16 protein-coding genes are annotated in these 20153 nt (G+C 44.2%); 3 read left to right on the forward strand and 13 right to left on the reverse strand.

Annotated features, from left to right (window positions below; genetic code table 11):
• On the forward strand, window positions 1-1587 hold a 1587-nt coding region (glyS, locus tag P8O70_14850; protein ID MDG2198127.1), incomplete at its 5' end, for a glycine--tRNA ligase subunit beta.
• 41 nt (window positions 1588-1628) lie between these two features.
• Here the strand turns inward: glyS and P8O70_14855 are convergent.
• The 3 genes from P8O70_14855 to P8O70_14865 form a co-directional block, all read right to left on the reverse strand.
• The gene (locus tag P8O70_14855) at window positions 1629-2411 is read right to left on the reverse strand and encodes a histidinol-phosphatase (GenBank protein ID MDG2198128.1); all 783 of its coding nucleotides are present in this window, start codon (window positions 2409-2411) and stop codon (window positions 1629-1631) included.
• Window positions 2412-2511: 100 nt separating this feature from the next.
• Window positions 2512-3357 carry an S-formylglutathione hydrolase gene (gene fghA, locus P8O70_14860; protein ID MDG2198129.1) on the reverse strand — a complete coding sequence of 282 codons (846 nt, stop codon included), beginning with the start codon at window positions 3355-3357 and terminating at the stop codon, window positions 2512-2514.
• 11 nt (window positions 3358-3368) lie between these two features.
• Window positions 3369-4478, reverse strand: a complete 1110-nt coding sequence (locus P8O70_14865) for an S-(hydroxymethyl)glutathione dehydrogenase/class III alcohol dehydrogenase (protein MDG2198130.1) — start codon at window positions 4476-4478, stop codon at window positions 3369-3371.
• Window positions 4479-4808: 330 nt separating this feature from the next.
• On the opposite strand from P8O70_14865, the gene P8O70_14870 reads away from it, so the two are divergent.
• Window positions 4809-7079 (forward strand): FdhF/YdeP family oxidoreductase, encoded by a 2271-nt coding sequence (locus P8O70_14870; protein ID MDG2198131.1) that lies wholly within the window; start codon window positions 4809-4811, stop codon window positions 7077-7079.
• A gap of 21 nt (window positions 7080-7100) precedes the next feature.
• Entirely contained in the window at window positions 7101-7853 is a 753-nt protein-coding gene (locus P8O70_14875; GenBank protein MDG2198132.1) for an SDR family NAD(P)-dependent oxidoreductase, read from the forward strand.
• Window positions 7854-7968: 115 nt separating this feature from the next.
• Here the strand turns inward: P8O70_14875 and P8O70_14880 are convergent, their stop codons facing one another.
• From P8O70_14880 to topA, 10 genes are all read right to left on the reverse strand, one after another.
• Window positions 7969-8751 (reverse strand): ATP-binding cassette domain-containing protein, encoded by a 783-nt coding sequence (locus P8O70_14880; protein MDG2198133.1) that lies wholly within the window; start codon window positions 8749-8751, stop codon window positions 7969-7971.
• Between the two features lie 2 nt (window positions 8752-8753).
• Window positions 8754-10352, reverse strand: coding sequence for an ABC transporter permease (locus P8O70_14885; protein MDG2198134.1), 1599 nt, complete (start codon window positions 10350-10352; stop codon window positions 8754-8756).
• Window positions 10353-10424: 72 nt separating this feature from the next.
• Window positions 10425-11351, reverse strand: a complete 927-nt coding sequence (locus P8O70_14890; protein MDG2198135.1) for a sugar ABC transporter substrate-binding protein — start codon at window positions 11349-11351, stop codon at window positions 10425-10427.
• Between the two features lie 406 nt (window positions 11352-11757).
• Window positions 11758-12567 (reverse strand): ABC transporter permease, encoded by an 810-nt coding sequence (locus P8O70_14895; protein MDG2198136.1) that lies wholly within the window; start codon window positions 12565-12567, stop codon window positions 11758-11760.
• Window positions 12564-13484 carry an ABC transporter permease gene (locus P8O70_14900; protein MDG2198137.1) on the reverse strand — a complete coding sequence of 307 codons (921 nt, stop codon included), beginning with the start codon at window positions 13482-13484 and terminating at the stop codon, window positions 12564-12566. Before P8O70_14900 ends, P8O70_14895 begins: the two co-directional genes overlap by 4 nt.
• 3 nt (window positions 13485-13487) lie before the next feature.
• Complete coding sequence (locus P8O70_14905) at window positions 13488-13808, reverse strand: hypothetical protein (GenBank protein ID MDG2198138.1); 321 nt, start codon at window positions 13806-13808, stop codon at window positions 13488-13490.
• Window positions 13809-13820: 12 nt separating this feature from the next.
• A complete protein-coding gene (gene leuD, locus P8O70_14910) occupies window positions 13821-14441 on the reverse strand; it encodes a 3-isopropylmalate dehydratase small subunit (GenBank protein MDG2198139.1) in 621 nt (206 codons plus the stop codon).
• Between the two features lie 20 nt (window positions 14442-14461).
• A complete protein-coding gene (leuC, locus tag P8O70_14915; protein ID MDG2198140.1) occupies window positions 14462-15856 on the reverse strand; it encodes a 3-isopropylmalate dehydratase large subunit in 1395 nt (464 codons plus the stop codon).
• Between the two features lie 150 nt (window positions 15857-16006).
• Window positions 16007-17683: a glycosyltransferase family 39 protein gene (locus P8O70_14920; GenBank protein MDG2198141.1), complete on the reverse strand. Its 1677-nt coding sequence runs from the start codon at window positions 17681-17683 to the stop codon at window positions 16007-16009.
• Window positions 17684-17750: 67 nt separating this feature from the next.
• Entirely contained in the window at window positions 17751-20042 is a 2292-nt protein-coding gene (topA, locus tag P8O70_14925; GenBank protein MDG2198142.1) for a type I DNA topoisomerase, read from the reverse strand.
• Between the last annotated feature and the right edge of the window lie 111 nt (window positions 20043-20153).

The raw sequence follows: 20153 nt of genomic DNA on the forward strand, positions 1-20153 counted from the left end.
TGCCTTTGGAATAGTGAAGTTATTTCTGTTGAACTCGAAATGGTGAGAAGCGGCAATCGTAGCTGTGGACATCGATTTCTTAGCAAAGACTTTTTTACCATTGATCAAGCAGAAGAATATGAGAATAATCTCAGAGATCAATGGGTGATCGCTTCGCCTTCTAAGCGTCGTGAAAGAATAGAAGAACAAATCCAGGAACTCGAGAGAAAATACAAATGGTGTGTTGAGATTGATCCAGCACTGCTGATGGAAGTGACAAATTTAGTGGAATGGCCCACGGCCTTGGTTGGTAGTTTTGAGGAAGCCTTTTTAGAACTGCCCAACGAGGTTCTTGTGACCTCAATGGCAGTTCACCAGCGTTATTTCCCAGTATATGAAAAAGATGGTACCAACCTTCTGCCGTACTTTATTACTATACGAAACGGAAACGAACACGGTTTGGATACAGTGCGGCAGGGAAATGAGAGGGTAATCAGGGCCAGGTTGAGTGATGCCCGCTTCTTCTATCAGGAAGACCAAAAAGTGGCTTTGGTTGATTTTGAAAAAAAAGCAGCTAACGCGATCTTCTTCCCAGAGAGAGGCAGTCAACAAGATCGTACAGAGAGAATTCAGTTGATATCTGAAAAATTCTCCAAAGGTCTGATGCTGGACCAAAAAGATCGGGAAGAAGCAAAAAGAGTCGCCAAACTCTGTAAGTTCGATTTGCAAACGCAAATGGTTTATGAATTCCCTGAATTGCAGGGAATCATGGGAGAGAGGTACGCGACAATTTTGGGGGAGTCCAAGAGAGTTTGCAGAGGGGTAAGAGAGCACTACTTGCCAGGAAATGCTGAGGATCAACTTCCTCAAGACCCAATCACCTGGCCAGTTGCATTGGCCGATCGTATTGATTCGTTATCGATTGCTTTTTCACTGGGGAAAATTCCCAAGGGTGCAGCTGATCCCTTTGCATTGCGTAGAGCCGCACAAGGAATTCTCCAACTGATCTTGGGACTTAAACTTTCCTTGAGTCTGAATTTTCTGATCGATCAATCATTAGGAGTACTTAAAGATCAACAGTCTCTCCAACTTGACTGGTCAACTATTCAAAAACAATTGCTAGAATTTCTTCAACAAAGACAAAGATATCTGCTTCAGGATCAATATGGGTTTCAAACGGATCTTATTCTTGCCTTAGAGAAGGGTAGTTTAGTTCCAACCTCACAATTGGAACTTGGGGAGCAATTGATGAGAGAATTTAAAAACGAAGCCCTCAAGAAAGCCCTTGACGCACTCCAAAGACCACTCAATATTTGGGCAAAAAATTCAGACGTTAATTTGAATGCAGTAAATTCAGAAAATTTCAGAGATGATGCTGAAAAAGAACTTTGGGATGCTGCTCAGCATTTGACAAATGACGCTCAGGGAAGTTCAAACTTTGTCAATCTTGCGATATCTTTGGAATCAAAAATTGAGAGGTTTTTCGAAAATGTCATGGTGATGGATGATGATCTCTCAGTCCGATCAAACAGACTAAATATTTGTAAGCAGATTAACGATTGGTCACTACAATATCTTGATCTTCGAGAGTTGCACATTCAGAAATAATTAAAAAAAAGAACTTCTTAAAGATCAAGAATTATCGAAGCCTAAATAGGCAGTTCCTCTATTAAATTAAGATTAAATCTTTTCGCCAATTGTTCTGTCTCATCTAATTTACCCGCTACATCTCTCGGATGATGAGCATCTGAATTACAAATAACCTTGATTGGATACTCTTGGGCTATCTCCCAAAAAGGTATCCAGGGATATTGGGGTCTTGGGCCTTCAGATGTCTGCTTAGGTATTTTTCTTAGACCAAGTCCATTAATCTCAAGCGGTATACCTGTTTCCACTGCAGCCTGCAGAATGTCATGTGAACATTCTGTAAGATCATCGTTCCATTTATCATTACTGCAGCCAAAGATATCCGGGTGGGCGATGAATGCAAAGAGCCCCGTGGACATGATTTTTCCTAAAAAAGATGCATAGGCTCTTAGATGTGCTGCTTTGTTCAATTCTTCGAATGAATTGAGCCATCCTCCCTCGAATGGGGTGTAATGCCCGGCTCCAATCAGATAATCAAACCCACGGTCACCTAAGAGTTCATCTTCTAAGTAGCTATGAAATTCCTCGACATACTCGCATTCCATCCCTTTTAAAATTGTCAAATCGGGACACTCCTTTCGAGCAAGTTTAATGGCTTCTTCGTAGTCATCTAATTCAGGCATCGACATTCTTACGTTGTTCCAGCGATTATCGGGTAGCGCGGCATGGTCAGACATCCCCAAAGTAGTCAGACCGGCTTCAATTGCTGCTTTAGCGTAGTCAATAACATCACCAGTAGCGTGTTGACATCGATAAGTATGGGTGTGGTAGTTTCTTTGGAGCATTTACTTTCTCTGTTTTTGCCCAAGGGTTGGTTGCTTCAAAATTGAATCACGTCAGATTCTTGGTAGGCAGTCTATGTGGAAGCTTTTAGATTACGCAGAATTATACGCAGAGAGCTTGAGCGTGATGCCTGATATGGTCTTCCATGAAGCTGGCGATAAAGTAGTAGCTATGATCATAGCCTTTCTGCAGTCTTAAATTCTCACGGAGGCCCTTTTCTGATGCTGTTTGACAAAAAAGATCAAAATTAAGCTCTTTCTCCAAAAATTGATCAGCATCCCCTTGATCCACTAACAGTGGGATTTGCCCCGATGTTTGACTGAACAATTCATGACTATCATAACTTTTCCAGTCTTCGCGGTTTTCACCCAGATAATTGCTGAAGGCTTTACGACCCCAATCACATTGCGAAGGCGCATAAATGGGGGCAAATGCCGAAACTGATTTAAATCGTTCGGGATTTCTAAACGCAATCATCAAAGCACCATGACCTCCCATGCTGTGCCCAAAAATTCCTTGTCGATCTGGGATTATATCAAATTGATCAGCAACCAAATTGGGTAGTTCTTCTACAATGTAATCGTACATTTTGTAGTGCTTAGACCATTTTTCCTGAGTTGCGTTTACGTAAAAACTGGCTCCTGTGCCAAGGTCGTAACTTTCTTCTTCCCCCTCAATTCCAGCCCCTCTAGGGCTGGTGTCAGGTACAACCAGCATTATTCCGTGTTCTGCAGCAAACTTTTGAGCCCCAGCCTTGGTAATGAAGTTTTCATGGGTGCAGGTCAGTCCAGATAACCAGGTGAGAACTGGTACAGACCCCTTTACCATTTGTGGTGGGAGAAAGACTGAAAATTTCATGATGCAAGAGCATGACTTTGAATCATGCTGGAACATTCTTGTCCAGCCACCAAAGCTCTTGCTTTCTCCAATTTTTTCAAGTTGTGCCATCAGGATCCCAATTAATATTGAATAACGGAACGAATACTTTTCCCTTCATGCATCAGGTCGAAAGCATTGTTGATTTCTTCCAATGGCATTGTAAATGTCACAAATTCATCTACCTTGAGTTTTCCTTCAAGGTAGAGATCTACATACCCAGGTAATTGAGAACGACCTTTGACTCCACCGAATGCTGAGCCTCTCCAGACACGGCCTGTCACTAGTTGGAAAGGACGTGTACTGATTTCCTGGCCTGCACCAGCTACCCCAATGATAATCGATTGACCCCAACCCTTGTGACAACATTCTAGCGCAGAGCGCATAAGCTGAACGTTCCCTACACACTCAAAGGAGTAGTCCACCCCACCATCTGTCAGATCCACAAGCACTTGTTGGATGGGCTTATCATAATCTTTAGGATTGACAAAATCTGTGGCCCCCATCTGCCTTGCGAAGTTTTCTTTGTCAGGATTTATGTCAACGGCGATAATCCTCTCAGCTTGAGCGTGTGCCGCACCCTGGATTGCACCCAAGCCTACTCCTCCTAGTCCAAACACTGCCACAGTTGATCCTGCCTCTACTTTTGCAGTGTTCATCACTGCGCCAATTCCAGTAGTGATCCCACAACCTAATAAACAAACTTTTCCCAGTGGTGCCGCCTTACTAATTTTTGCAACAGATATTTCAGGCAAAACTGTATATTCAGAAAAAGTTGAGGTCCCCATATAGTGGAAAAGTGTTTTCCCTTTGGACGAAAATCTGGAGGTGCTATCAGGCATTAGTCCTTGACCCTGCGTAATGCGGATTGCTTGGCAAAGATTGGTTTTTCCTGATTTGCAGAACTTGCACTCGCCACATTCTGGGACATACAGGGGGATGACATGATCCCCAACACTAACGCTACTGACACCAGCTCCAACTTCCTCCACGATGGCGCCACCTTCGTGGCCCAATATAGAAGGAAATAGTCCCTCTGGGTCATCCCCTGAGAGCGTGTAGGCATCTGTATGACAAACCCCCGTTGCCACATTTCGAATTAAAATTTCACCTTCCCTAGGGCCATCTAAATCTACTTCTGTGACTTCCAAAGGTTGGCCTGCTTCCCAAGCAACGGCTGCTCTAGTTTTCATTTGAACCCTTTCACGTTGATAATTTAGAGAAATATTTCAATTGGAGCATGATGAATTTTCTCTAAATCTTGATGCTGCATATGAGTTGATTTCAAACAATCTTTTATTTTGGTTTCTAAACTGAGCCTGATAATAGGTGTCTGAGTGACTACAAGCAAGAATTTTGGCTTAATTGGGATTTTACGATTACCTATTGCTTACAAAGGTTTTGTTTTAAAAACTTATTTGTTCTGTAAAATCAATCACTCTAAGATTCAGAAAACTTGTGATCGAACTATAAATCACTTAGGGATTGTTCCATTCAATAATTTTTTAGTTTGGGGAAATTAGATGTCCAGAGAGTTTGATCATCAGAAAAATGTTAAGAAATATGATGGCCCTGCAGCAGGATGGGGTGCTCTCTTGGCGAGTGTCCAGATAGTAAACCAGGAGAAGGCAATCAACGCAATCCCAGCGTTGATGAAGATGAATCAACCTTCAGGCTTTGATTGCCCAGGATGTGCCTGGCCAGAGCCTGGAAAAACATCTATCACAGAGTTTTGTGAAAATGGGGTTAAAGCGATAGCTGCAGAGTCTACCAGCAAGCGCGTTAGCAGAGATTTTTTTGAGAGCCATACAGTAGAATCTCTGAGATCTTGGTCTGACTATGATTTGGAACAGCAAGGCCGATTGACCGAACCAATGGCTTATGATGAACAAACTGACCGATACACCCCAGTCAGTTGGGATAACGCATTCGAATTGATAGGAGGACAACTACATACCTTGGAAAGTCCGAACCATGCAGTCTTCTACACCTCTGGGCGAACCAGTAACGAAGCTGCCTTTCTATGGCAACTCTTTGGCAGAACACTTGGTACAAACAATTTTCCAGACTGTTCAAATATGTGCCATGAGTCGAGTGGAGTAGCTCTAACCGAGTCAATAGGCATTGGTAAGGGTACCGTTCAACTGGAGGACTTCGAGGAGGCAGACTTGATCTTTGTGATCGGTCAGAATCCAGGTACTAACCATCCAAGGATGCTATCAGTGCTTCAGCAGGCTGCTCGTAGGGGGTGCCAGATCGTAACATTTAATCCAATCCTGGAACGTGGGCTTGAAAAGTTTATTCATCCCCAGGAAGCCCTGCAAATGTTGACAGGCACCTCTTCACCCATCTCCACTCACTACCTCCAGCCAATGATTGGAGGTGATTTGGCTTTGCTTCAGGGCTTGATAAAGGCTGTTCTTGCAGCAGAAGAAAATCAGAAAAACGTCCTGGACAAAGAATTTCTTGAAAATCACACATCTGGCTTTACCAATCTGAAAGATGAAATTGGAAAAACAGATTGGACAGTTATTGAATCTGAATCAGGTCTTTCCAGAACCCAGATCGAAGAAGTTGCATCCCTTTATTGTAGTTCTCAACGAGTCATTGCCTGCTGGGCCATGGGACTCACGCAACAGAAGCATGCCGTCTCTACGATTCAGTATATTGTAAATCTATTGCTTCTGCGTGGAAATATTGGGAGGCCAGGTGCAGGTGTTTGTCCAGTTAGAGGGCACAGTAACGTCCAAGGCGATCGGACAGTTGGAATCACTGAGCACCCAAGCGAGTCTTTCCTAAAAAATCTGGATCATCAGTTTGGGATATCCTCTCCTAGAAATTCAGGTTTTAACACGGTCCAAACCATTCAAGCGATGGAGTCAGAAAGTGTAAGGGTATTCATGGCAATGGGGGGGAATTTTGCCAGAGCTACCCCAGATAGCTTAAGAACTGAGGAGGGGCTAAAGAAATGTGATTTGACTGTGCAGGTTACAACAAAGCTGAACAGATCTCATTTGGCTCATGGGAAAAAGGCACTGATTTTACCTTGTTTGGGTCGTTCAGAGTTGGATGTTCAAGCTTCTGGGGAACAGTCTGTGACAGTTGAGGACTCAATGGGGGCGGTTCATGCTTCTAAAGGAAGAAACCAGCCAGCTTCTAGCCATCTGAAGTCAGAAGTAGCCATCGTGGCAGGTATGGCGAAGGTGACGTTCCCAGAGAACAAAAAAATGTGGACAGCACTTCAGGATGACTATCGATTGATTAGGAATAAGATCGAGGCAGTGCTGCCAGAATTATTTTCAGATTATAATAGAAAAATAAACCAACCAGGTGGTTTCCGACTTTTTAATTCAGCAGCTTCAAGAAAATGGAACACAAAAACTGGGAAAGCTCTCCTTGCTGCTAAACCTTTACCAATTCTCGAGTTACCTACGGGCCAATTAAGACTGATGACGATTCGTTCACATGACCAATATAATACAACAATATACGGAATGAATGACCGCTATCGAGGGATTTTTGGAACTCGCAAGGTCATACTCATGAACTCCAAAGACATGGAATCTTTAGGACTTGATCAGGGTCAAAAAGTTGTCATCCAAAGTCACATGGAAGACGGTAGGAAACGTCAAGTTTCTGGATTTCATGCCGTGCGTTATAATATTCCACAAGGATGTGCAGCATCATATTTCCCAGAAACAAATGAATTGATTGCCGTTGAATATTGCGCTGATAGGAGTTTTACCCCAATTTCAAAGTTGGTTCCTGTGACTGTTCACAAATCGACTGATTAAACTGTATTTTCATGAGGAGTGATGAAGAAGCAAATATTAATTACTGGGGGTGGTACTGGGATTGGGAGGGCGCTTGCGGAGAGATTTGCTGATAAAGGTTGGCGGGTAACGATTGCAGGTCGACGTTCAGAGCTTTTGAAGGAAGTGGCTCAAAAATACCCAGATAAGATAACGTTCATTTCAGCAGATGTTGGGAAGATTCAAGATCGTCAAAAGATAGTTGCTGAAGCAAAGGGGACCTTGGATTTGTTGGTACATAATGCTGCTGTCTTAGGTCCTGTAGGGCCAATACTGGACCAAAGTCCAGAGGACTGGCGAACACACATGGCAATTAACGTTGAGGGGCCTTTGTTTTTGACGCAAGCTCTACTGCCAGAACTAGTTGAGAATAGTCGAGTGGTTCATATTTCTAGTGGGGCTGCTCATCAAGGTATACCTGGATGGGGAATGTATTGTACCTCTAAAGCTGCGTTATTAATGTTGGGACAATTGCTCAAAGATGAACTGGCACAAAGAAACATTTGGTTTGGAAGTGTGCGACCTGGAATTGTGGATACCCCGATGCAGGCGGAAATCCGTGCTCTTGAACCAGAAAGCTTTCCGATGGTTGAACAATTTCGACAATACAAAGCTACTGGAGCCTTGGTGACATCTGAGCTTGTTGCGCAGTATCTAGAGTGGCTACTACTGGAAGTTCCTGGGCCACAATTAGGTGAACGAGAGTGGGATATTAGAGATACTGAGTGGCAATCTGCTTGGCAAAAGTTGGCGTGATTTGCCTGTTAAAGATATTTTTATAAGCCCAGAAACACTGCAATTTATGTCAAAACCTGAATCATTCCCATCTGATTGCTGATTAGCTTAGCTAAAGACCCATGAGATAAATTGTTTAAGCAGCCAGTTCTGCCTTCAAATCTCCCAATTCTGCACCACCGGCCATCAATTTCTTGATTTCATCTCCCTCAAGTTCTTGAGCTGTTCCTCTACCAATCACTTCCCCAAGGCTGAGAAATGTGAATCGGTCAGCAATCAGTTGGGCATGAATTTCATTGTGAGTGATAAGTATGATAGCAATATTCCCGAGCTTTTGGACAGTCCGAATGGTTTTTAAAACCTCCATTTGTTGTTTTTGACCCAGAGCTGAAGTGGGCTCATCTAGGATTAAGATCTTTGCCCCAAAATAGATTGCCCTTGCGATAGCCAGAGTCTGTCGTTGTCCTCCTGACATAGTCCCGACAGGTTGATCTGGATTTGAGATGTGAATCCCAATCTTTTTCATCTCTGCAATCGTAATTGCGTTCATTTCCTTCATTTGCAACAGTCCAAACGGTCCCAATCCCTTTTTAATCTCCCTGCCCAAAAAGAAATTCCTGGTCACAGAAGCCAAAGGGTTTAAAGCTAGATCCTGATAAACGGTACCTATACCTGCGTCAGAAGCCTCTCGAGGAGACTGAAATTTGACGATTTTTCCGTCAACCTTGATCTCACCACTGCTCGGTGGATGAATACCGGAGAGCGCCTTGATCAGCGTTGACTTGCCTGCCCCATTGTCACCAAGGAGGGCATGTACTTCTCCAGGATAGACATCAAGATCAATTCCGTTGAGGGCGGTAAAACTACCAAATCTTTTGACGAGTTTTCTTACCTCAATCAAAGGTTTTAGATCATTCATAGCTACACACTCCCAATGATTCGTTTACGAATATTTTCGTTTGTAAGTGCAGCACTTACTAGAACTGCTCCCAAGAAGACTCTGTAGAATGAGCCATCGACTCCTGGAATATAGAAAAAGGCCTCTTTCGCAATCCCGAAGATAACTGTACCGAGCAAAATCCCTAGAATGGTCCCAAATCCTCCTGTCAGTACAACTCCTCCAATTACAGCAGCAGCTATGGCTTCTAGTTCTTTCAGATTCCCTTTAGCTGTGTCTGCGGTGTTCACCTCAAAAACCTGGCAGGCAGCAAACATCGTAGCGCAAAAAGCTGTGAACACAAACAGTGATATCTTCACACGATTCGTCGGAACCCCATTAGCTCTGGCAGCGCTGAGATTACCACCGGTAGAATAAATCCAATTTCCTGCCTGAGTTTTACTCAGGACGATGTAACAGAATAAAGCCATAATCAGCCAAATCATTACGCAAGCGTACAAACCTGGAGCAAATTGGTTCCCAAAGTTGTTGACATTCCAGTCAACTGTGAAGTAAAGCCAATCGAATAAGGGCTTGAGGATATCACCTCCAAAAAATTCTGCTACAGGTCTAGCTGTTGGAAGGGTATCAATATAGGCTTTGGCTAAATCAAAATCCGTTACCACTTTTGCTTTTACTTCGGGAATCTGTACTCCAGCATCTATCTTAGCCTGTAGCATTTTCTGCATCGCTTCATTACCAGACTGGATAGCATTGTCCAAGGAACGCTGGAGCGTCTGAGTCATTCTCGATTCTTGAAGAACTGTTTTGGTAGCTGCTACTTTTTCATTCGCGTAGCTGAGTTGTTCGGTCAGTTTAGCAACAGTCGACTCTGGTGCGGTTTTAAGAACTTCTAGGAGCTGATTAGTAGGTAATGACTTAGCCGCCTCACGTTCCATTTCTCCAAGCCCAGGAACTTCAATAATACTTTTTATGTCTGGTAGATCAGTAACTGTAGTTGAGCCAGCGGTTTGGTCCTCTTTCTTGTTGAAAGCTCGGTAACTGACTTCAGTCAAACCTCTGAGGAAGAAGAGGCCTCCCAGTGTAACGATAAAAGAAGAAATCCCTGATTTGACAATAAACCATCCCTGAAACCAGCCGAATGATAAGGTTAAACATAGAGTGATGAGGATTGCCGTCAAAGGGGAAACGTTTTGAATTTCAAAAAGTCGAAAACCTTCGATCGTGAACCCATCTGCAAATGATGGGTAAGGAATAATTACTGCGAACCCCCACTTAAGAATCATCGCCATACACCCACCCGCAAAGCCAATCATGGAGCCAACAGACAAATCGAATTCGCCAGAGATGATCAACATCCCAGCACCCAATGCTACAATTCCTAGCTGGGCAATTACTCGAAAGTTATTTCGGATTCCAAGTGCGTTGAATCCTTCTCCCGTGAAAGGATTGAGAGAAAATTGACCTTCCGGAATGGAGAAATAGCCCAGCATTCCAAACAGTAAAAGCATGACTCCAAGGGGGCCTATCTCAGGGCGTGCAAGCATGGTCTGAAACCAGTTTTTTTGCCTGTGCCGATCGGCTTCATTTCTTTTTGCTGGGTTCGATGTATCAAAGCTCATTTTGATCTTAAGATAAAAAAAAAGGACTACATTTCTGCAGTCCTTTTCTGATTTTAAGTTTCTGTGATCAGCTTATCGGTCGATGCCGGCAAGAGCTGAAACAGAGGAAGCGTTAGATTTGTCTACAAATCCAGGGCCAGATGGGATGTTTGCGCCTGGCAACAAGCCTGCTGCATTGTTATAGAGATGCAAAACAATCACAGGCATGTAGCCTTGCAGACGTTGCTGCTGATCAATAGTGAATGACACTTTATCAGCATTAATCAGGTCCATCACTTCTGGACTAAGGTCGAAGCAGGAATGATGTACACTCACACCCAAATCATCCATGGCTTTTGCAACACCTGAACAAACATGCGGACCAACGGATAGTACAGCATCAATTCCAGGATTAGCTTGTAGTGCAGCAGTAGCACGTGTGGTGATTGTAGCGGGATCAGACGTGGTATCAACAAATTTGATGGGCACTTGCTCACCGTAACCCTCGCAGCGATCTACAAGAGCAGTATTGTAAGCTTCTTGAATCATACACAAAGCGTTAGAGGCTCCTTCACTTTTTGCTCGTTCACCTGCTTTTTGACCAGCCAATCTTTCTGGCTGTCCAACGTGCATCAATGCTCCCAAGCTTGCAGATGATTCCAATCCTGAGTTCATTGTGACAACAGGGATACCAGCTGCAACAGCTGCTTTGATCGCTGGACCAAGAGCATCTGGATCTGGTAGTGAGATTACCATACCGCTTGGTTGTGTAGCGGCGGCAGCTTGAATTGAACTCGCCATATCAGCCATGTCAGCTGAAGGATTGTAGATGTATTCGAATTCAGCTCCAATTGCACGAGCAGCATCCTCACCACCTTTTTGAACTACTGGCCAGAATGGGTCTTTCCCTTCGCCATGAGTGATCATTACGTAGCGTTCTGAGTGGCCTCCTGCGAGTGCTGTCCCTGCCAGCATTGCCACCGCAGCGACTGCGGTCGCAAACGATTTCATTAGCTTCATCTTAAGTCTCCAATCGATAGTTGAATTTGGGTTTTGAATCTATTTTCTCAGGATTAGCACATTTTAGGTGGGTTCCATTCCACTTTTGCTGGACCGCTTAATTTACGTCTTGTAATGGCGGGGTGCAAACAGCTAGAAAATGACTCTTAGCAGCTTTCAGAAAGATTATTTCCTACTAGCCAGCCAAAAATTATAGCTTGATGAGGTTAATTATGTCAAACATCTTTACAGGAAATGACTCTAAAAAATAAAAATTAGTATCTTAATTCAGTTATTTGGGACTAATTGTAACAAGTTGAATTGTCTGACCAAATCTTGATTCAGCTTTGTGATTCTGTCAAAAGTTATAAAGCAAAAAAAGTTGATACAACCCGGGACCTAAAAACTCGAACGTGCCGGTATTATGTTAGGATTTTGGGTCAAAATAATCTCTTAGGGCGTCTCCAAGGAGGTTAAAGATCAGTACAACAAACAAAATGGCCATTCCTGGAAAAACAGAGACATGTGGAGCTTCCCACAACACATATCGGCCTTCAGAAAGCATGGCTCCCCAACTGGGGGTTCCAGGGGGTGCTCCTAAACCCAGAAAGCTAAGGCTGGATTCAGAAATGATAGTGCCAGCTAAACTGAAAGTGGTTTGAACAATTACTGGTGGCAAAATGTTTGGTAAAAGATGGAGGAACATCACTCTCCACGCTGGCATTCCTGATGTTCTGGCTGCTAGCACGTATTCTTCTTCCCTAACCGATAATACCTGTCCTCTAACAAGCCTGGCGTAAGCAACCCAACCAAGAGCTGACAAGGCCAAGATGACATTGTTGATATCAGGCCCAAGGACCGCCACAAGGGCAATGGCCAACAATAATCCTGGAAATGCGAGGAGAACGTCAACGATTCTCATCAACACAATATCCATCCATCCACCAAAGTAGCCCGAGAGTAAACCCAGGCTCACTCCTAACACAGTTGAAATACCAATGACCCAAAAACCAACATAGAGTGAAATTCGTGCTCCTGCCAGCAGGCGACTAAAAATATCACTGCCATTTTCATCAAGTCCCATCCAGTGATCGAGAGAAGGTGTCTCTAGTTGACGAATCAAATCCATCTGGTCAATGTCATGCGGGGTAATCCAAGGAGCCAGCAACGCTGGAATTACAAAAAAGCTGAGGAGGATTAGAGAATACAGGCGAATGCGGCCTAGTGGACGACTCATGAGAGGCGAATACGAGGATCTAAATAAGCATATAGTAAATCAATCACTAGATTTACCATGACGTAGCTTCCGGCAATGAACAGCACACAACCCTGAACTAGTGGATAGTTTCTACTGTTGATTGCAGAGATCAACAAGTTGCCTAGACCAGGCCAGTCAAAGATAGCTTCGGTGATAATTGCCCCGCTTAATAATACCCCGACTTGTAGGCCAATCACGGTGACGATTGGAATAAGGGCATTTCGGAGCGCATGTCGAAACAGAATCTGTAATTCTGAAATCCCTTTTGATCTGGCGGTACGGATGTATTCAGCCTGAAGAGTTTCTACTACCGAAGAACGAGTGATCCGGGCCAGAATAGAAGCCAATGAAGTTCCAAGGGTCAATGCTGGAAGAATGAGATGTTCCAAACCACCTCTCTCATTGACTGGTAAAAGGTCGAAATGGATTGAGAACAGCAGGATCAACATTGGCCCAAGCCAAAAATTTGGAATGGAGACACCCAGCAAAGAGAAAATCATTGCTCCCTGATCGATCCAAGTGCCTTTGTTGACCGCAGCAATCAGTCCAAGTGGCATTGCCACAAGAATCGTCACGACCATGGCACCAAACATCAGTTCCATGGTTGCTGGGACGCGTTCCATGATTTCCTCAAATACTGGCTTCTTGCTAAAAAGAGAAGTCCCCCAGTCTCCCTGTAAGAGGTCACCAAAGTATCTAATGTACTGAATAATCAAGGGGTCGTTGAGGCCCAGTTGGTCTCTAAGAGTTTCTCGATCAGTACCTAGGGCAGAATCCCCCAGCATCAAGTCAATAGGATCCCCAGGTATGAAATGTAGAAGCAGAAAGACGAGGGTTGCGACTCCCCACAGAACTGGAATCAATAGCAGGAGTCGACGCAGCAGGAAATTTCCCAAGGCTCAGTATTCCTTGGAGGACGCCGGTTGCTGCTTGGATTTTGAGGAAGAAGAGTCCTTCATGGTCTCATGTTGATTTGAAGTTGATTGATTGGCCTGGTTCAACATAGACCCCATATTTTCCATCATGGAGTCCATGAAATTCTTGCTAAACTGCAGAGTTGGCCCCATAAGTTCGCTCACCACATCTTTGTCAACCTGCCCATCCTTTAGGTTTTGCTGAAATTGCTTCAGAAAGAGCCCTTGAACGTCTTGAATGTCTGGGAGGCCAAAGACCTCGCGAATCTCTTGTGGAGTTGCCTCAATGGAGATGTTGATTTTCATATTTCCTTGCCATTAATGGACAAACATCCAGGGAGCTTGTTTCTGGTAACTTGCCTCAAAATTCTCAATCTCTGACTGGAATTGTAATGTCCATCCAATATCATCCAGTCCGTTTAGTAGCCGATGTTTGACAAATGGATCGATTTCAAAACTAAATTCCAATTCTTTTGGGCTCTGGACTTTTTGGGTGGGTAGATCAACTGTCAGTTCACAGCCAAAATTTTCTTCAATTTCTGTGAAAAGCTGCTGTACAGAATCCTCTGGCAGAGCTACGAGTAAAATACCGTTTTTAGCGCAGTTATTATAGAAGATATCCGCAAAACTCGGAGCAATAATGCTTTGGAAACCATAATCGAGAAGAGCCCAAGGAGCATGCTCTCGGCTGGAGCCACAGCCAAAGTTGTCTCCTGAAACTAAGATTTGAGCACCCTGATAACGGGACTGATTTAGGATGAAGTCAGGATTTAGATTTTGCCCAGCATCGTCAAGAAAGCGCCAGTCATGGAAAAGGTGAATTCCAAAGCCAGTCCGTTCAGTTTTCTTCAAAAATTGCTTCGGAATGATTTGATCAGTATCAACATTGACCTGATCCAACTTAGCTGCTGTCGCAGTGAGTGTTTGAAAAGGTTGCATTCTTATTCCAGTAGGGTCAGTTAAAGAGTTCGTGGATCTGTAAAGTGTCCTGTGATTGCGGCGGCAGCTGCCATGACGGGACTTACCAAGTGGGTACGTCCACCTTTCCCTTGCCTGCCTTCAAAATTTCGATTACTGGTCGACGCACATCGTTCACCCGGTTGTAGAATGTCGTCATTCATTGCGAGACACATTGAGCAGCCGGGTTCTCTCCATTCAAAACCTGCTTCGACAAAAACATGATGAAGCCCTTCCTCTTCAGCCTGATTCTTCACAAGCCCACTCCCAGGCACAATCATCGCGTGAACCTTAGGATTGACCTTGTGCCCCCTCACAAAGTCTGCAACATTGCGGAGGTCCTCAATTCGAGAGTTCGTGCATGAACCAATGAAAACTCGATCAATGTTGATTTCAGCGATCGGAGTATTTGGTTTGAGATCCATGTAAGCCAAAGCGCGTTCGATGGCTCTTCGTTGGTTGGTACCTTCAATTTGCTGAGGATCTGGAACTTGCCCATGAATGTCTGTGACCATGCCAGGGTTCGTGCCCCAGGTCACTTGTGGAAGGATATCTTCAGCTGTTAAAATCACTACTTTGTCGTATGTAGCTCCTTCGTCTGAAGCCAGCTGTTTCCAAAAGTTAACCGCTTGCTCAAATTCATTGCCTTTGGGAGCGTAGGGACGATTTACCAAGTATTCGAAGGTTCTCTCATCAGGAGCAACCATTCCAGCTCTAGCACCTGCTTCAATGCTCATATTGCAGAGTGTCATCCTACCTTCCATCGAAAGTGCACGAATCGCCTCACCACAGTACTCTAGTACATAGCCAGTTCCTCCGGCAGTGCCAATCTTCCCGATAATCGCCAGTATGATGTCCTTGGCTCCCACTTTATTTGGCAGAGAACCACGAACTTCAATTTTCATGGTCTTTGGTTTCTGCTGCTGCAAAGTTTGCGTTGCGAGCACATGCTCTACTTCGCTCGTCCCAATCCCGAATGCTAGTGCTCCAAAAGCTCCGTGAGTAGCTGTATGCGAGTCTCCACAGACAATTGTGGAACCAGGTAAGGTCAGTCCCTGTTCAGGGCCTACCACATGTACGATACCTTGCCGCTCATCACCCAAGTCAAAAAGTGTGATGCCAAATTCCTTACAATTCTGTCTTAATGTTTCTACTTGTTTGGCAGATATGGGATCGGCAATTGGCTTATCTCTGTCCTTGGTTGGAACATTGTGATCTGGAACGGCGTAGGTCGCTCCAGTACAACGGATGGGTCGTCCCGCCATCTTAAGTCCCTCAAAAGCTTGAGGTGAGGTGACTTCATGGACCAAGTGACGATCAATATAGAGGATATTATTGCCATCTTGTTCGGTGATGACATGAGAATTCCAAATCTTTTCAAACATGGTCTGCGCCATGGTCCCTCTTGCTTGGTTAATACGAGTGGTTGAGCTTGGCAGAACCAAGAATTCTATCTAAAGAGTTATTGATTGAGGAAAGTCAAAAAAACCTAATATTATTGGTGAAAATACCGTGAGTCAAGTGATCAGCCGACTGTGTGTTTTATCTCAACGCGATTGAGATGTAGCTGGAGTAGTGAGTGGATCGATCTGAGTTGATTCCAGATTGGCTGGTGAGTATAGTCTCAGCGCACGAATCAGCCTTCCTTCCTGTCTCATTAAGACTTCTCCGAGGTCAGTCAGTTGAACTCCCATCTTCTTTTCAAAGACTCGACTAGAGTGATCACAGTCATAGAGAGCACAAACGAAGAGGAAAGCTGACTTCTTCACTTCCTCTCTTGGAGACCATAGATTTCTCTCAGTCTTTTCCAAGCTGTGTGGCCATGGATGGTTTGGGAAATAGAAACTAATAGCGCTGCTTAGTTGGTATTCTCTGCTGACAATGTATTGAGGATCACCCAATCCCTTTGCCACCAGTAATTTCCTCATTTCATCAACAGTTTCTGGCCACTGAAGAAACTGATTGAATCGATTGCTGAAAGTGTCGTGGCTGACCTTTTTAAGTTGGTCACCATAAGCCTTAATTTCAGAATCTGTGAGATGTTTGCTTAGGAATTCCTCAAAAGCTTCAAAGCTGTAGAGCCTTTCGTGATGTGCTTCCAGCTTGTTGATCACTTCCTCAGGGACACCATCACTAATCAGAAGTTTTGGACTGTCTAGTTCGTGAGCCTCCCATTCATAAAGTGGATCATAAGTGTTAACTACGGCTGCTGTGATCAAGCCGGCATTGATGAATAATGCTGCTCCAACCAAGGCCAACCTATATTTTTTCCAATGAATTGAGAGTACTTGGCCCAGAAGAATAGATAAGCCAAGGTAAAAGAGGTTGGTCCAGTGTGGGTCTGCGATCGATCCTCTTAGACTCATGATGGTGAAGAAGAAAAGTGGATACAGTGAGAGCACTAAAATGACGGATTCAGGGTGCTGACCTGAACGAAAACGATCTTTCAAGCTTGTTAATCCCAGCCAACCCACCGTTGCCCAGAGTGGTGAAAACAAAAGTATATGGCCAATCAAAAAATGAAATGTGTTTTCACCAAATTCTTCACCACCCATTCCCCTGCCAAATTGAAAACGGAAAGAGATCCACTCATGAGCGGCATTCCAAAAAATCACTGGAGAGAAGATCGTGAGTGAAATCACTCCAGCCATGTAGAGCCAGGGTGATTTCAAAATGTCTCGGGCGTCTCGATAGATCAAAGCATGAAAGAAAAGTCCGATATAAAAGAGAAGCATGATGAACTTGGATAAGGCTCCAAGCCCACAGACAATTCCTATAAAAATGAGCCACCGAGGATGAGGTTCTAGGTGATAGCGGACAAGCAGCATTAGTGCTATAACCCAACAAAATACAAAGGGCTGGGTGATGTGAAGAAAGACAGTTCCCAATGTAAAGTAGGGCATTGAACTCAACACAAGTAGAGTAAAGAGAGCTGCCCTGGCGTGGAAAATGGAGAGTGCCAAGCGATAGATCAAGTAAAGAATAGCTAAATTTACAAGTTGAGCTCCGATTTCTAGGGTGGTCTCGTGATGTCCACCGAAGGTGGTAATGATGCGCATCAGAAAAGCCACCATCGGAGGGTGCTCGTAGTAGGAAGCACTCAAAAAACGTGACCACACCCAATGGTCCAGCATATCCGGATGCGGGTTCAGAAATTGGTTCAGAACCAGAAATATAAGAAAATTCAGCGCAAGTAGGGCGAGTGCGGATAGATGAGTTCGCATGCTTCGGAGTTACACCATTAGATGGTTTGTTGTCGGGTGTTGACTGTTAGTCAAAGTCTCCAACCCATTACGAGGCCTTGGTTTTGCGCTTTTGACGAGGAGGTGGGGCTTCTGAGATAATTTGCTCGCAGGTGATCTTGTCTAGTGATTCAGTATCAGTGTTTTTTGGGATTTTGAAATTCTTCTTATTGTATTTGATGTAAGGGCCATAGGGTCCCTTGAGCACTTGAATTTCGCCAAAATCGTGTAAGACCTGCTTTGCTTTGCTTTCTTTGCCTTGACGTATTAACTCTACTGCTTCTTCACGATCAATCTGCAAAGGGTCAATTTCCTTGGGGATAGAATAGAATTGATTGCCAAGTTTCACATAGGGACCAAATCGGCCTCTATTGACGATAATTTCCTCTCCAGAGGAATCAAAGTTGCCCAAATGTCTAGGAAGACTAAACAGCTTGAGTGCTTCTTCCAGTTGAATTTCATGCATGCTGCGATCCTTGGGAAGTGAAGCAAACTTGGGTTTGTCTTCATCATCCTTAGTCCCAATTTGAACCATCGGACCATAACGACCAACCCTAACGCTGACCTGACGGCCGGTTTGTGGGTCAGTTCCCAAAATCTTTTCCCCTTTGTCAGGGGGTAACTCCTGTTTTACCGCAATGTTATCGTGAAAGGGCTGATAGAAATCGGTCATCATAGATACCCAATCTCGTTTTCCATTGGCGATCTCGTCAAGGTCCTCCTCAATTCGTGCTGTGAAATTTAAATTCACGATGTCGGTGAAGTGATTCACTAAGTAATCTGTAACGACCTCACCAAGATCTGTTGGCCTGAGCCGTTTATCTTCTCCTCTTTCAGCATATTGCCGATCTTGAATCGTGGAAATAGTAGGAGCATATGTGGAAGGTCTACCAACCCCTTCTGCTTCCAGTTTTTTAATTAGACCTGCTTCAGTATAGCGAGGTGGGGGCTTGGTGAAATGCTGCTCTGGAATCACCTCCGTGATCCCCAGTTCCTCTCCTTTCTCAACTTTCGGTAGGATCACATCCTTTTTTTCAAGATCTACATCTGGATTTTCAGAGCCTTCTGTGTAGGCTTTTAAGAATCCCGGAAATACAAGCCGCTGTCCCTTGACCTCAAGGAGGCACTCTTGCTGAAAGCCGCCCACCAACTTAAGGGTTGTTCGTGCTATGATTGCCTCAGTCATTTGACAGGCGATCATCCTCTTCCAGACCAGATCATAAAGCTTTGCCATTTCAGGGCTTAAATGTGCCCGAACTTCCTGAGGTTTCATGCTCAAGTCGACAGGTCGGATCGCTTCGTGAGCCTCTTGAGCACCCTTGGCTGTGGTGGCAAAGCGACGTGGCCCTTTAATAGCGTACTCTTTCCCATATTCTGAAAGAATTACTTGTTTAGCTTGTTGTAAGCTTTCTTCGGAGAGCGTTGTCGAGTCTGTTCGCATGTAAGTGATCAAGCCACCGCTGTACCCAGGGATTTCAAAATTTCCCTCGTACAACTGCTGAGCGACAGACATTGTTCGCCGAGGCGAGAATCCTAGTTTTAAAGATGCTTCCTGCTGTAGAGTAGAAGTAGTGAAGGGTGCTACGGGTTTTCTGGTTGTCTCTCTTTCTTCGATATCAGCAATTTTACAGATTTCCCCTTGCTCTAATGATGAAACAATTTCCAGAGATGTTGCTTCATTAGGGATAGATTTTTCAGTTTTTTTTGATTTGTAGGAAACTACCTCTGCTTGGAAAGCATACTTTTCAAAAGCGGTTCGAATTCTCCAAAATTCAAGTGGCTTGAATTCCCGGATTTCTCTTTCTCGATCAACAAGTATTCTAACTGCTACACTTTGAACTCTACCCGCAGAGAGTCCGGGTTTCACTTTTTTCCATAGAAGTGGTGACAGTTCGTAACCTACAGCTCGATCTAAAATTCTTCGTGCTTGTTGGGCATCTACGAGGCTGGTGTCAACATCCCTTGGATTCTGCAAGGCTTTTAAAATGGCAGGCTTGGTGATCTCATGAAAAACGATCCGTTTGATGTCAGGATGTTTTTGAAGTTTAAGTGCCTCAATTAGATGCCAAGATATAGATTCACCCTCACGGTCCTCGTCAGTTGCGAGATAAACCACAGTTTCTTTGGAGATTCGTTTTTTGATATCTGTGATCGTTTTCTTCTTATCCTTCGTGATCTCATATCGCGGTTCAAAATGATTAGAAGGATCAAAACCAAGCTCTTTCTCTGGGAGATCACGGACGTGCCCCATCGATGCGACAACGATGTAATCATTGCCAAGAAACTTGTTGATTGTTCTAGCCTTGGCTGGTGATTCTACAATGATCAAATTGTTTGGCATGAAACGAAATCCGCTTTGATGATCGGGTATTTGAAAAGGCTAATTTGATTAGCACCTCAAGGAGCAAGATGGCAAGCGGCATCTGGCTCGAGAAAACTTTATGCTTCTGAC

The sequence above is a fragment of the SAR324 cluster bacterium genome (genome assembly GCA_029245725.1).
GTDB lineage: Bacteria > SAR324 > SAR324 > SAR324 > NAC60-12 > JCVI-SCAAA005.